Here is a 14,087-nt window from a genome sequence, read left to right as displayed (position 1 = left end):
TTACATTTCAGTATAGTGTACTTTATTCCTTACCGTAAAAAGATAGAAAAATAAAGAAAAAAGTACAATTCCGATCGCCAAAACTACCCATTCGGAAATTTTAAAAGCATCTGCAAAGCTTTCACTTTTGGTATAAGTGACCAGCAGTGAAGAACAAAGGTTATTGAATCCATGAAGCAGCATCGGAAGCAGCAGGGATTTTGTTTTATAATATACCAGTCCCAATACACATCCAAGCAATACCGCCCCTACAAACTGCCATGGATTGGCATGAACCAGCCCAAAAATAATGGAGGCATATACAATAGCTCTCCGGGGATTTACCCCTTTATTTATTAATCCTTTCTGAATAATTCCCCTAAAGATAATTTCTTCAAAAATAGGCGCCATAATCACAGTCATGATAATCATGATCACCGGCTCAAAAGTCAGCTGTTCCATCAGCTGTGAGAAAAATTCATAATATTTTCCCCAGAACGGGCCTGTAGTTGGTATGAGAGAGGTGATAAATTCTGAAATAAACATCATCCCGATCATCATAGGAAATATCAGGAGATAAGTATAAAAATTGGTTGGGGAAAAATTGAAGTTCAGCTTTTTCCCGGTGGAAGGCCTTACGATAAAAAAATCGAAAAAAGCAATAGCAGTCAGAAATCCGGCTGCATTAGTCACCATCAGAAACCAGTCTTTCAGTTCGAGGTTTTCCCTGAATGCTATTTTCCAGAAACTGCCGAAAAAAGAAACAGCCATTGTTCCTATAAATAACCCTGCCAATAAAACAAGACCGCCGATCCATGTGAAGGTAAACTTCGGATACCTGCTATTTTCCATACTTTTTCTCTGTAAAAAGTTTATAAAAACAAAGGTAATTTTTTTGAAAGGCTTAAACAACTAAAAAGGGAAATTCTTACGGGGTACGAGGTGCGGGTTGCGGGTTTCGAGTTTCGAGTTTCGAGTTTTGGTGTTTGGGTTTTACTGTTATAAGTTTTAAAGGTTTGAGTTTTTGGGTTTGAATATTTATTTAGAATAATATATTAAAGTCATCATTATATATTGTTGTCTCATAATTTCGTATAAAATCCCGCAACCCATAACACATAAACGAACCCGTAACAAATTACCCACACCCCAAAACTCGAAACCCGCAACTCGCAACCCGTAACCCGAATCCACAACTTATTCTGCCAAATTATTTGAAACCTCGTAAAAAATCCCGATTTTTGCAACTTCAAAATACACTATGTCAGACTTAATCAAAGAAATACAAAGAAGAAAGACTTTCGGGATTATTTCCCACCCGGATGCCGGAAAAACAACCCTTACGGAAAAGCTGCTGCTTTTCGGGGGTGCCATCCAGGAAGCCGGTGCAGTAAAGTCCAATAAAATAAAAAAAGGAGCTACTTCCGACTTTATGGAAATCGAAAGACAGAGAGGAATCTCGGTGGCGACTTCCGTATTGGCTTTTGAATATAAAGACCACAAGATCAATATCCTGGATACCCCGGGTCACAAAGATTTTGCAGAAGATACTTACAGAACCTTAACGGCTGTAGATTCCGTAATCGTTGTGATTGACGTTGCAAAAGGGGTTGAGGAACAGACCGAAAAACTGGTGAAGGTGTGCAGGATGAGAAACATCCCGATGCTTGTATTCATCAATAAGCTTGACCGTGAAGGTAAAGACGCGTTTGATCTCCTGGATGAGGTTGAGCAGAAATTAGGATTAAGAGTAGTTCCGTTATCTATCCCAATCGGTATGGGAAGTGATTTCCAGGGAATTTACAATATCTGGGAGAACAATATCCAGCTGTTTTTGGAGGAAAAGAAACAAAAAGTAGGTGAATCTATTAAATTTAATGATATCAATGATCCTTCAATAGATGAGGTAATCGGCGAAAAAGCTGCGCAGAATCTGAGAGACGAACTTGAGCTTGTCCAGTCTGTATATCCTGAATTCAGCCGTGAGGATTATATGAATGGAGATCTGCAGCCGGTTTTCTTTGGTTCAGCTTTAAATAATTTTGGAGTCCGTGAGCTCTTGGATGCATTCATTGAAATTGCTCCGATGCCTCAGCCAAAAGAAAGTGATGTGCGTATTGTAAAACCTGAAGAAAGCAGTTTTACCGGATTCGTTTTCAAAATTCACGCGAATATGGATCCGAAACACAGAGACCGACTTGCCTTCGTAAAAATCGTTTCCGGAACATTCAAAAGAAATGAAAACTATCTGCTGGTAAGAGAAGGTAAAAAAATGAAATTCTCTTCTCCCAATGCTTTCTTTGCCGACAAAAAAGAGGTAGTAGATGAAAGTTTTCCGGGAGACATCGTAGGACTTCATGATACAGGAAGCTTCAGGATTGGTGATACATTGACAGGAGGGGAAAAACTGAGCTTCAAAGGGGTTCCAAGTTTCTCACCTGAACATTTCCGTTATATCAACAACAATGATCCTCTTAAAGCCAAGCAGCTGGCAAAAGGTATTGATCAGCTTATGGATGAAGGGGTTGCCCAATTGTTTACCCTGGAAATGAACAACAGAAAAATCATCGGAACGGTTGGTGCGCTTCAGTATGAGGTTATCCAATACCGTCTGGAGCATGAGTATGGCGCCAAATGTACATACGAACCTCTTTCTATGCATAAAGCATGCTGGGTGGAGGCTGATGAAAAGTCTGAAGAATTTAAGGAATTTGCAAGATTAAAGCAGCGTTTCCTTGCAAGAGATAAGTATAACCAGCTTGTATTCCTGGCAGATTCTTCGTTCACTATTCATATGACCCAGGAAAAGTTCCCGAATGTGAAGCTGCATTTTATAAGTGAATTTCAACAAAGCTAAATTGTAATAAATAAAAAAACCGTTCTTCCGAACGGTTTTTTTATTTATTTTGATGATCTGTTATTTAGGTATCATCATCAGTTTCTTAACAATCTTTTCTCCATCCACGGTAACATGAATCATATAGGATTCGCTAGGCAAATGTTTTAAGTTAATCTGTTCCAGAAGTTCATCAAATATATATTTGGTCTTTTTAGGAACAATCAGCTTTCCATCCATTGAGAATAATTCATAAGTGATAACATAAGGACGAAGGGGAACTTGTCTTGGGAAATCTGCTTTGATATAAACATACCCGTCATTGGAAGGCACTGGATATATCATCAGCCCCTGGTATACTCTTGTAGGTATTACCGGATTTCTTGGATCTGGTCCCGGATCTACTACCGCTGATGAATTAATTGTAAAGTTCTTTAAATTGACGTTAAAGAATATATTATTAGCAGCTTTCACCATAATTCTGGCATTATTGGTAATGGTACCAAGACCGCCCGGAACAGTATAGTTATAAGAACCTGTATTAGGAGTGCTTGCCATCAAAACAGTTGAGAACGTGAGACCGCCGTCTTTTGACAACAGGATGGTTACATTAGGTGCGCTTATCGGTGCCGCTGTAGTATTGGCTACATCCCATGTAATTGGATATGACTGGCCTTGAGTCCAAACAACTCCCGTAGTATTTTGTGAAGTTACGGTAAACGGACCTGCAGCTGCATTCACTGTAACGACCATATCATCAGAATTGTTTCCAGAACCTCCTGCTCTATTGTCACGAGTGGTAAACCTGAAGTTATAGGTTCTCGCAACATTCGATAAAGCTTCTACAGCAATTTCTGAACCTTGAGTGGTCGTACTTCCTGCTAATACTGAGCTCATTGTTGGAAAATATCTGACAGGAGTAGTTTGCGGGGTCCAGGATCTGAAAGTAGGACCTGAAGCTTTTGATGCAGTTGCCGCAGAATTTGCTCCGGTTTGCCCGGAAACAGCTTTATCCATTTGCTCCCAGATATAGGTTAAAGCATCTCCATTTGCGTCAGTACCCGTTCCTGTAAGAACAAATGGAGTACCTTTCGGAATGGTATAATCTGATCCTGCATCAGCTGTAGGAATAGCATTTCCGGTATTGGTAACTACAGGGCAGGTTTTTGTTTTAATATTATTGGTAATCTGCTGAATACTTATAGCATGGAAAAACGGATCTGAATGTTGTTGTACATCCTGGTTGGTAATCCCTGCATATCCCATGATTGTAGATCCTGAACCGGGCTCCATATTTACCCCTGCTGATTCAATATTGTGAGAAAAAGTATGATTTCCTCCAAACTGATGTCCCATTTCATGGGCAACATAATCAATATCAAAATTATCACCAGAGGGAATAGCATCGGCCGGCGAAGTATATCCACTTCCTTTTGAACCATTGGTACAAACGCAACCAATACAACCAGCATTTCCACCACCACCGGTTGCTCCGAATAAATGGCCGATATCGTAGTTTGCTTCTCCAATCGTTGCCGTTAAATTACTCTGTAACTCAGCATTCCAGTTATTCATTTGGGCTGCAGGAGAATAAGGATCTGTAGCTGCATTCGTATAAATTACAGCATTATTGTTCGCAATAATGACCATTCTTGCAGAGAAGTCTTTTTCAAAAACCCCGTTTACACGAGTCATTGTATTGTTCATCGCTGCCAGTGCACCCGCTACCGTTCCTCCGAAATAGGTGGTATATTCACCTGTACAGGATAAGGCTAATCTGAAAGTTCTTAATTTTCCATCATCAGCATTGGGTCTTGCGGTAAGATCAGAATTATCTAGACCTTTTTGAGCAACATCAAGCACAGTACATTCAAACTTATCTAAACTCTCTTTTTTGTCTGATTTTTTATAAACGACATAGGTTGAAAGGTCTTTAGTATAGGGCTCGATAAAAACCGCTGATTTGTTTCCATAAATCTCCATTGAAGATAATCCCAATGGTGAAATACTGAAATAAACAGTAGAACTCGGGTCATCTTCACCTACCCCAACATAAGATTTAATGTCCGGATATTTTGCTGCCAATTCAGGATCGAAATTTGAGTTTTCTCTTACTTTGAAACTTTCAAACTGCCCATTAGAATTTGGGAAAGAAATAATAATATCAGACTTTCCTTTAGCAGCAAATCTTTTGGGTGCCTTCGCTAAAACATTCTTCAAATTATCAAAATCAAGATTATAAATTTTGGGGTGAAGAATACTGGTCTTATTTTCAAAGATTTCAGAAGTATTTTTTTGAGTCACTTCCTTCCAAAGTCGGTTTGTTTGTGCTAAAAAAACATTGGAAATAAGAAATATCCCCATCAAAAGTATTTGTTTTTTCATATAGTTTTTTCTTTTTTAAACTTAATTATTAGTGTGCTGACCTTTTTAATATTAAATAATATAATTCCATCATCAACAAATGTGGATGATTGCACTATTAAAAACGAGAACAAAATGCACGTCTTTCATTATAAAATCTTAAAAAGCAAAAGTAAATATTATAATATTCATAATCAGCATTTGAATGTTATTTTTCAAAAAAAATGTTAATTTATTATAAAACAATCCCAAAACATAATAAACCGTTACCACTATCCATTAGGAAAAACACTAATTAATAATAAAAAAAACAGAACATTATTCTACTTATTTTCTATAAAGATTTATTTTTTCAACCTGATGATGATAAAAATTTAATCATTTAATTTATTGTTGAAAATAACTTTCATCTATTCTGTTTTTGTAAATCTTTTGTAAAATAAGTTCAATCAAATGATTTTCAACTCCTTAAAATTTTACCAGAACAATACTTTCTATTTACAAAAGTATGCTTCCGTTCCAACACTAATTTTACTTCATCAAAAATTAATGTTATGAAAAAGTACCTATTACTGGTGGCTGTATCCAGCACTTTCATTATGTGTAAAAAAGCGGATGCTGCCAAATCCCAGATAGAAGATACCATTCATGCGGCAGACAGTACAGCTGTTGTAGTGAATGAGGCTATCAATTCCATAAGCAATACTGCTGATAAAGTTTTAGATTCGGCAAATATCAGAATAAAAGACTTTGATGATACCAAAGACGAAATTCAGCAGAAAATAGAAAACACCTCTAAAATGGTTGATTCCTTATCGGATAAAATTTCTTCAATAAAACTGGAGTCAAAGATTGAGAAAAAAGATTCTGCGCAGAAAAAAGCCGAAAAAATTGTAGTGAATGTTCCGGCTCCAAAGGTTATTAAAGAAACCAAAATTGTCTACAGAGAAAAACCTAAGAATGATGCTTACGAGCTTAAAAATAAGATGGTGAAAACAGGTATTCTTTCCATGAAAGCTGACAATGCGGAAACCGTAAAAGAGCATGTAAAGGAAGAAACGGTAAAAAATAACGGTTTTATAAAAAGCGAGGAACTTTCCTACATTGCAGCAGAACCGGCCAACAGCAATTCTTCTTATTCCGGAAACTCCCAAAAGGTATACTATATGGATATCAAAGTTCCGATGCAGAATTTTGACAGCTTAATGAATGACCTGAGTGATATCGGTGATATTGAGACTAAAAGCGTACAGACTTCCGGAGACAATTATACAGGAAATATGCTATGTACCATAACCCTGACCCTTACAGATCGATCACAGCATGAAAAAGCTCCTGAAACTTTCGGGGAAAAATCCCTGGCAGCAGTTTCCTCCGGCTGGGAGGTGATCACCTCTATATTTCTTTTCATTCTTCCGCTATGGCCTTTATTTCTGATCGGTGGAACAGGATATTACTTTTTCAAGAAGAGAAATAAAAAATTGCCCGGGAACTCTCCTGAATAATTGGATTTTAATATTATTTTAATAAAAATCAAATCCATGTAGAATGGTTTCTTTGTATCTTTAAGTATTCACAATTGAGGCTATATGACGGCCTTTCAGAATATTTGATTTAAGATAAGTATGTAATTTAATCATCAGTATTGAACTTGGTTAAATGTATATTATAAAAGTGGTTTGTAAATGGAAAGGCTCCCGATGGGAGCCTTTCATTATTTCATGTTCACTACTTTGTCTACAATAAACTTTGTATTTCCTCTCCACGGAAGCGCACCATTGTATTCCTTGTAATGAAGATCGAAAGTTTTGCCGCTGTTGGTTTCCAGCTGCTTAAAAATTTCAGGATCTTCTACAGAAAATTCAAATTCATAGCTTGTAATGGTTCCGGTTTTTCCCTTTCCAAAACCTTCCTGGATTAATTTTCCTTCATAGGTTTTGAAAACATAGCCTTTTTTCATGGCATAATTCAGATAGCCGGATTTTACTCCTTCCCCAAAGACGAAATAGTATTTATACCATACCGTTACTCCTATCAGAAGAAGAATTACACCGAGGCTGATCCACAAAGTTTTTTTCATAAGCAGTGTTTTTTGATGTTATTATTTAGCAATGCTTCTGGAGATCACAATTTTCTGAATCTCAGAAGTACCTTCATAGATTTGCGTGATTTTCGCATCTCTCATCATTCTTTCTACGTGATACTCTTTAACATATCCATACCCGCCATGGATCTGTACGGCTTCAATAGTAGTATCCATAGCCACCTGAGAAGCATATAATTTAGCCATTGCACCGCTTTCAGAGATGTCTTTACCGGCATCTTTCTCACATGCAGCTTTGAAACACAACATTCTTGCAGCCGTGATCTGAGTAGCCATATCCGCTAATTTAAAGGCAATTGCCTGGTGGTTAATGATCTCTGTTTTGAATGCTTTTCTTGTCTTAGCATATTTCAGAGCCAGTTCATAAGCACCTGAAGCAATACCCAATGCCTGAGAAGCGATACCGATTCTTCCTCCATTCAATACTGCCATGGCAAAGTTGAATCCGAAACCGTCTTCCCCGATTCTGTTTTCTTTCGGTACTTTTACGTTGTTGAAGATCAAAGAGTGTGTATCACTTCCTCTGATTCCCAGTTTGTCTTCTTTCACCCCTACTTCAAAACCTTCCCATCCTCTTTCAACGATGAAGGCATTGATTCCTTTATGCTTTTTCTCAGGATCCGTCTGTGCGATTACAATATAGTAAGTAGCAGTACCTCCATTGGTAATCCAGTTTTTAATCCCGTTCAGAAGGTAATAGTCTCCTTTATCTTCTGCCGTTGTTTTTTGGGAAGTAGCATCAGAACCTGCTTCAGGCTCAGATAATGCAAAAGCGCCTATTACTTTCCCGCTAGCAAGAGGGGTAAGGTATTTTACTTTTTGTTCTTCGGAAGCAAATTTTTCAAGACCAGCACAAACCAGAGAGTTATTTACGGACATTACAACCGCAGCGGAAGCATCTACTTTTGCGATCTCCTCCATTGCCAGAACGTAAGAAACACTGTCCATTCCTGCTCCTCCATATTTAGGATCTACCATCATTCCCAGAAGTCCCATTTCACCCATTTTCTTTACTTGTTCCGTAGGGAATTTCTGATCACGATCTCTTTCAATAACTTCAGGTAATAGTTCATTTTGTGCAAAATCTCTTGCAGCCTGCTGAATCATCAGCTGTTCTTCCGATAAATTAAAGTCCATAAAAAATAATAATTAGATAGCCGTAAATTTACACTTTTTAACGAAACCTGAAAATAGAATTGGAAATTAGGGCCAGAAGGTGATACAGACTAAAATTCAGAGTAAAATCAAATGATATGCTTATCTTGATATTTTTGAAATAATGATCATGAATTCTTCGTTTATTATGGCAGGCATTCAATTAATTCCCAATTGATGATTTCTGATATCTACAATTAAAAAAAATGCTTATATTTAAAATTCTTTAAAAATTGCTTAAAAAATCATGACAATCAAAAGATTATTCGATATTCCAAACTACGCTTTAGAAAAATTTCCTAAAGCGGATATGTTTGTAACTAAATACCAGGGTGAATGGAAGAAAACCTCAACACTGGAATTTATCAACCAGGGAAATAAAATATCCAGAGGGTTATTGAAACTGGGTATAAAACCCGGCGACAAGATTGCTCTTATCACTACCAATTCCCGTACGGAATGGGCGGTTATGGATTTCGGGCTATCCCAGATCGGTGTAGTTTCAGTTCCTGTATATCCGAGTATTTCTGCTGAAGATTATGAATTTATATTTAATAATGCTGAAATACAGTATTGCTTCGTATCCGATAAGGAGCTTCTTGCCAAAGTGATGAAAGTAAAGCATAATATCCCTTCGCTTCAGGGAATTTTTACTTTTGACAATATAAGCGGAGCTGCTAACTGGAAGGAGATCCTTGATCTTGGCGAAGATGATTCTACCCAGATTGAGGTGGAAGACCTTTCTAATGCCATCAATTCTGAGGATCTGGCTACCATTATTTATACTTCAGGCACCACAGGAAGACCGAAAGGAGTAATGCTGACCCATCATAATATTGTTTCCAACGTGTTAGGTTCTGTTCCGAGAATTCCTAAGAAAAAAAGCCTGGATTACAAGGATACAAGGGTTCTGAGCTTCCTTCCTATATGTCATATTTTTGAAAGGATGCTTTTCTATCTTTTCCAATACAATGGCTTTTCGGTTTATTTTGCTGAAAGCATTGATAAAATGGGTGAAAATGTGAAAGAAGTAAAGCCGCATTATATGAGTGTTGTACCCAGACTGGTGGAAAAGGTATATGATAAAATTTACAACACAGGTTCTTCAGCTGGCGGACTTAAATCAAAGATATTCTTTTGGGCTTTAAATTTAATCAGCAAGAAAAAAGAAATTTCCAAGCCTTCCGGGCTACAGGGAATTATTGCAGATAAACTGGTGTTTTCTAAATGGAGAGAAGGTCTGGGAGGGGAAATCATCACTTTGGTTTCCGGTTCTGCTGCACTGTCCACAAGATTAAATCTGATGTTTCAGAATGCCGGTATTCCTATTTTAGAAGGTTATGGCTTAACCGAAACCTCTCCGGTTATTTCCGTCAACAGCTTTGAAAAAATGAAGATCGGTACAGTGGGCAGACCGCTGGATAATCTACAGGTAAAGATCCAGGAAGATGGCGAAATCACAGTAAAAGGACCGTCTGTCTTCAAGGGTTATTTCAAAAATGAAGAAATGACCAAAGAGGCTTTTACCGAGGATGGCTTTTTCAAAACGGGAGACATCGGACATGTGGACAGTGAAGGATTCCTTCAGATCACCGACCGTAAAAAAGAAATGTTTAAAACCTCAGGTGGAAAATACATTGCTCCTCAGACCATAGAAAATCAGGCAAAAGCTTCAAAATTCATTGAGCAGATCATGGTGGTAGGTGACGGCGAAAAAATGCCGTGCGCATTGGTACAGCCCGATTTTGAATTTGCTAAAAACTGGGCCATGAGAAACAACCTGAATATAGGTTCCACCCCTGCAGAAATTGCAAAAAGCCCTGAACTAAAGGAAAGAATAGAAAAAGAGATCGAAGGTATTAATGAACATCTCGGAAACTGGGAAAAGATCAAAAAAATTGAGCTTACTCCTGAAGTATGGGCAATTGATACTGGACTTCTTACTCCAACTTTAAAGCTTAAGAGAAAAGCGATAAAAGAGAAGTTCATTGCTTTGTATAATAAGATGTATGATCATCAGGATTAAATTATTATATGAAATTATTTAACTATACATTAATTTACCAATCCACTCTTGCTGGGTTGGTATTTTTTATGTTTTCCTGCCAGAAAAAGATGGATTCCTCAGAGGAAAAAACAGAAATATCAACACCTTTATATAATACTATTCCTAATGCTTTAAAAGAAAAAGCACTATTGGATTACATTAAAACTGCAGATATCATAAAATCTAACATCAGAAACGGAATTCCTTTTAGCCAGCTTGATTATGATAAAATTATTGCTTACAATTTTGTAGGCGATGAGGAAATGTATCCTAGCGTCATTGATAAAAAAGGAAAATTCGTTCCTGTTATCTTGGAGCAACAGTTTCTTACCCAAAAGCAGGCTGATGACATTTTATCTGCTCTATCAAAAAATTCAAGCTATGGGGAAAGCTCTGCTGCCTGCTTCCAACCTCATCTTGGATTGGTATTTTTTAAAGGTAACAGAAAAATAAATCAGATCAGCATCTGTTTAAGCTGTAATTCTTCTATTACAGAGATTGATATTCCTGCAAGAACGCATAAAGTATTTAATAAGGGTAGAGATAATGAGTATTCCTATACCGGATTTACCCCTTCAGGAAAGTCTGCCATCATCGATCTGTGTAAAAAGATAAAATTTCATTACGGAGAGAGAATAATCAAGAATAGTATTGATAATAACCCTTCATAAAAAAGACCGGAAGAGTTTCTTCCGGTCTTTATATTTTAATTAAGTCTGAAATTAGAATTTAATTACAGATTTCATTTTTTCGTTTTCTTCCATTACCAGCTCATCATCAACAAGGATTTTTCCTGAGTGCTCATCAATAATGATTTTCTTTCTTTGAGCGATCTCCATCTGCTTTTGAGGAGGAATGGTGAAGAATGATCCTTTCGGCGCACCTCTTTCCAGCCCTACAACAGCTAAACCGTTGATAGAGCTTTTTCTGATTCTGTTGTATGAAGAAAGCAATCTTTCATCAATTTTACCGGCAAACTCTTTAGACTGCTCTATTAAGTATTCTTCTTCTTTCTGCGTTTCAGAGATCAGACCATCCAATTCTTCTTTTTTGAATTTTAAATGGTTTTTCAGATTACCGATTTTTTCATTAAGCTCGCTTAATGTTTCATTTTTGTGAGCAATTTTAGCCCCGAATTCTTTAATTCTTTTTTCAGCAAGCTGAATTTCCAGATCCTGGAATTCTATTTCTTTTCCTAATGCTTCAAACTCTTTATTGTTTCTTACATTATCCTGCTGAGATTTGTATTTTTCAATTAAAGTTTTTGCATGGTTAATCACTTCATGCTTTGTTTTGATCTGATCTTCCTGATCTTTAATGTCTGCATGAAATTTTTCAGCTCTCTTCTCAAGTCCTTCAATCTCGATTTCAAGATCTTCAACTTCAATTGGCAATTCTCCTCTGGTATTTCGGATTTCATCCAATCTTGAATCAATGATCTGCAAATCGTATAAAGCTCTTAATTTTTCTTCAACTGAAATATCGTTGGTTTTTGCCATATTTAAATGAAATAATTTACTGGGTTTGTTTTTTCAATAGATTTTGAAATTGCAAATGTACTAAATTTTTGTGACAAAATTTCAAATAATTGTTGAGTTACAAATTGTTCTGATTCATAATGACCTATGTCACAGATCAACATTTTGGATTCTGCCTGAAAATAGTCGTGGTATTTAATATCTCCTGTCAGGTAGGCATCGCATTTTTGAGATAAAGCGGCTTTGATACCACTGGCTCCCGATCCGCCCAGAACTCCTACTCTCTTTATTTTTTTATGAATAAAATTGGAGTGCTTAATGATCTCAAGACCAAACTTTTCTTTTACCATTCTTAAAAAATCCTCTTCATCCATTTCCGCCTCAAGTTCCCCGTACATTCCCAGGCCGGAATACTGGTTTTCGTTATCCAGCTGGTAAATCTGATAAGCCACTTCTTCATACGGGTGTGCAGCCTTCATGGCAGAAACAATTTTTCCTTTTTTATAGTCTTCAAAAATAACGGAGATCATATCTTCGTCCGCATTTTCACGAATATCCTGCTGTCCTGAGAAAGGATTTGAACCTTCAACCGGCCTGAATGTTCCTTTCCCGTTCAACGTAAAACTGCACTCATCATAAAAGCCTATGTTTCCGGCTCCTGCTGCAAAAAGTGCTTCTTTTACATTTTCAGAGTGATCTTTCGGAACAAAAACGGTTAACTGTTTCAAGCTATTCTTTTTAGGCTGAAGAATTTTCAGGTTTTCTAATCCCAACTGGCGGCAGATTTCATGATTCACCCCAAAAAAGTCATTATCCAATGCCGTATGGATGGCATAAATAGCGATTTTGTTTTCAATAGCCTTCAGTACTGCCCTTTCCACATAATTTTTTCCGGTAAGAGATTTTAAACCGGAGAAAATAATGGGATGAAAACATACAATCAGATTACAGTTTCTCTGAATAGCCTCATCCACAACATTTTCCAGGGCATCGTGGCATACAAGTATTCCGCTGACATTCCGGGCCGGAACTCCGCACAGCAATCCTACATTGTCAAAATCTTCTGCCTGATGCAGGGGAATACGCGTTTCTATTTTTGAAATTACTTCGCTTATTGTCATTTTATTCTGTATGTTTGCTACGAAAATAACGATAATTTGTTAATTTTAAAAAACATTAAAAATGGAAAGAGAGCATAATCTTGTTCCTGAAGACAAGCTTTGGAAAAGATTTCTTTACAGGGTTATTTACCGTGCCGATACGAGGCTTGGAAAGTTATTCGACATTACCTTATTATCTCTTATCCTGATAAGCACTGCCATTATCATGATGGAAAGTGTTCCCAAACTGGACAAAAGATTTCATTACACATTTCTGGTCCTGGAATGGATAATCTCGATTTTTTTCACAATTGAATACTGGATGCGTATCAGTGTACTTAAAAATAAGAAGCATTATATTTTCAGCTTTTTCGGAATCATCGATTTTCTGGCACTTGTTCCTTTCTACCTGAGTTTCTTTTTTCCTGTGACGAAATATTTCCTGATCTTCAGAATGCTAAGAATGCTAAGAATTTTCAGGATTTTCAATCTTCTGGATTTTATGAATGACGGTTACCTGATTGTGCGGGCTTTAAAGAACAGTTCCAGAAAAATCTATATTTTCCTTCTGTTCCTCATTATTTTTTCGGTAATCGTAGGCTCACTGATGTTTATGGTGGAAGGCGGAAGACCAGGTTTTGAAACAATTCCGCAGTCTATTTACTGGGCCGTGGTAACAGTAACTACAGTAGGTTACGGAGATGTATCTCCCATCACCCCGATGGGTAAATTTTTTGCCGTTATTTTAATGCTAGCCGGTTACTCTATTATTGCTGTTCCTACAGGAATTGTAACCGCAGAAATGCGCAACAAAAGACAAAATCTGGAGAAGGTGTGCGAGCAATGCGGTAATGAAGATATAGATGATGATGCAAGATACTGCAAACAGTGTGGCAAGAAATTAGCTTAGTATTTGATATCAATATTAATCTATTAACCAAATACCACAAAAATCATGGAACCAAAAAAGAAAAATAAGCCTAACAGCCTGGTCATTATCCTTTTCTCTTTAATTGTACTAATG

The 14,087-nt window shown here is 37.0% G+C and carries 11 protein-coding genes; 5 read left to right on the top strand and 6 right to left on the bottom strand.

Features of this window, described 5'->3' with window-relative positions; genetic code table 11:
* A complete protein-coding gene (locus tag BUB03_RS13485; RefSeq protein WP_073063975.1) occupies window positions 1-831 on the bottom strand; it encodes a CPBP family intramembrane glutamic endopeptidase in 831 nt (276 codons plus the stop codon).
* A gap of 409 nt (window positions 832-1,240) precedes the next feature.
* On the opposite strand from BUB03_RS13485, the gene BUB03_RS13480 reads away from it, so the two are divergent.
* Window positions 1,241-2,836 (top strand): peptide chain release factor 3, encoded by a 1,596-nt coding sequence (locus tag BUB03_RS13480; RefSeq protein WP_073063972.1) that lies wholly within the window; start codon window positions 1,241-1,243, stop codon window positions 2,834-2,836.
* Between the two features lie 60 nt (window positions 2,837-2,896).
* Here BUB03_RS13480 and BUB03_RS13475 read toward each other — a convergent pair whose 3' ends face one another.
* A complete protein-coding gene (locus BUB03_RS13475) occupies window positions 2,897-5,200 on the bottom strand; it encodes a reprolysin-like metallopeptidase (RefSeq protein WP_083538928.1) in 2,304 nt (767 codons plus the stop codon).
* Between the two features lie 533 nt (window positions 5,201-5,733).
* Here BUB03_RS13475 and BUB03_RS13470 point away from each other — a divergent pair.
* Entirely contained in the window at window positions 5,734-6,684 is a 951-nt protein-coding gene (locus BUB03_RS13470) for a DUF4349 domain-containing protein (protein ID WP_073063969.1), read from the top strand.
* 209 nt (window positions 6,685-6,893) lie between these two features.
* Here the strand turns inward: BUB03_RS13470 and BUB03_RS13465 are convergent, their stop codons facing one another.
* On the bottom strand, window positions 6,894-7,259 hold the full coding sequence (locus BUB03_RS13465) for a hypothetical protein (RefSeq protein WP_034704893.1): 366 nt from the start codon (window positions 7,257-7,259) through the stop codon (window positions 6,894-6,896).
* A gap of 21 nt (window positions 7,260-7,280) precedes the next feature.
* Window positions 7,281-8,420 (bottom strand): acyl-CoA dehydrogenase, encoded by a 1,140-nt coding sequence (locus BUB03_RS13460; RefSeq protein ID WP_040995855.1) that lies wholly within the window; start codon window positions 8,418-8,420, stop codon window positions 7,281-7,283.
* 265 nt (window positions 8,421-8,685) lie between these two features.
* On the opposite strand from BUB03_RS13460, the gene BUB03_RS13455 reads away from it, so the two are divergent.
* Together BUB03_RS13455 and BUB03_RS13450 are read left to right on the top strand one after the other, a co-directional pair.
* Window positions 8,686-10,464: an AMP-dependent synthetase/ligase gene (locus BUB03_RS13455; RefSeq protein ID WP_073063966.1), complete on the top strand. Its 1,779-nt coding sequence runs from the start codon at window positions 8,686-8,688 to the stop codon at window positions 10,462-10,464.
* A gap of 89 nt (window positions 10,465-10,553) precedes the next feature.
* Window positions 10,554-11,156, top strand: a complete 603-nt coding sequence (locus BUB03_RS13450; RefSeq protein WP_139258858.1) for a hypothetical protein — start codon at window positions 10,554-10,556, stop codon at window positions 11,154-11,156.
* 51 nt (window positions 11,157-11,207) lie between these two features.
* Here the strand turns inward: BUB03_RS13450 and BUB03_RS13445 are convergent, their stop codons facing one another.
* Window positions 11,208-11,984: a zinc ribbon domain-containing protein gene (locus tag BUB03_RS13445; RefSeq protein WP_040995851.1), complete on the bottom strand. Its 777-nt coding sequence runs from the start codon at window positions 11,982-11,984 to the stop codon at window positions 11,208-11,210.
* Between the two features lie 2 nt (window positions 11,985-11,986).
* On the bottom strand, window positions 11,987-13,084 hold the full coding sequence (locus tag BUB03_RS13440) for a Nif3-like dinuclear metal center hexameric protein (RefSeq protein WP_073063961.1): 1,098 nt from the start codon (window positions 13,082-13,084) through the stop codon (window positions 11,987-11,989).
* Window positions 13,085-13,145: 61 nt separating this feature from the next.
* On the opposite strand from BUB03_RS13440, the gene BUB03_RS13435 reads away from it, so the two are divergent.
* Window positions 13,146-13,973 carry an ion transporter gene (locus BUB03_RS13435; RefSeq protein ID WP_040995847.1) on the top strand — a complete coding sequence of 276 codons (828 nt, stop codon included), beginning with the start codon at window positions 13,146-13,148 and terminating at the stop codon, window positions 13,971-13,973.
* Window positions 13,974-14,087 lie beyond the last annotated feature (114 nt).

The organism is Chryseobacterium oranimense, assembly GCF_900129755.1.
Taxonomy (GTDB): domain Bacteria; phylum Bacteroidota; class Bacteroidia; order Flavobacteriales; family Weeksellaceae; genus Chryseobacterium; species Chryseobacterium oranimense.
Note: the sequence above shows the minus strand (reverse complement) of the source record. Positions and strands in the feature narration are given on the sequence as shown.

Excerpts from the sequence above, each read along its gene's own strand:
- BUB03_RS13485 (WP_073063975.1), bottom strand. The coding sequence starts at position 831 with ATGGAAAATAGCAGGTATCCGAAGTTTACCTTCACATGGATCGGCGGT.
- BUB03_RS13470 (WP_073063969.1), top strand. The coding sequence starts at position 5,734 with ATGAAAAAGTACCTATTACTGGTGGCTGTATCCAGCACTTTCATTATG.
- BUB03_RS13455 (WP_073063966.1), top strand. The coding sequence starts at position 8,686 with ATGACAATCAAAAGATTATTCGATATTCCAAACTACGCTTTAGAAAAA.
- BUB03_RS13480 (WP_073063972.1), top strand. The coding sequence starts at position 1,241 with ATGTCAGACTTAATCAAAGAAATACAAAGAAGAAAGACTTTCGGGATT.
- BUB03_RS13450 (WP_139258858.1), top strand. The coding sequence starts at position 10,554 with ATGGATTCCTCAGAGGAAAAAACAGAAATATCAACACCTTTATATAAT.
- BUB03_RS13445 (WP_040995851.1), bottom strand. The coding sequence starts at position 11,984 with ATGGCAAAAACCAACGATATTTCAGTTGAAGAAAAATTAAGAGCTTTA.
- BUB03_RS13435 (WP_040995847.1), top strand. The coding sequence starts at position 13,146 with ATGGAAAGAGAGCATAATCTTGTTCCTGAAGACAAGCTTTGGAAAAGA.
- BUB03_RS13440 (WP_073063961.1), bottom strand. The coding sequence starts at position 13,084 with ATGACAATAAGCGAAGTAATTTCAAAAATAGAAACGCGTATTCCCCTG.
- BUB03_RS13465 (WP_034704893.1), bottom strand. The coding sequence starts at position 7,259 with ATGAAAAAAACTTTGTGGATCAGCCTCGGTGTAATTCTTCTTCTGATA.
- BUB03_RS13475 (WP_083538928.1), bottom strand. The coding sequence starts at position 5,200 with ATGAAAAAACAAATACTTTTGATGGGGATATTTCTTATTTCCAATGTT.
- BUB03_RS13460 (WP_040995855.1), bottom strand. The coding sequence starts at position 8,420 with ATGGACTTTAATTTATCGGAAGAACAGCTGATGATTCAGCAGGCTGCA.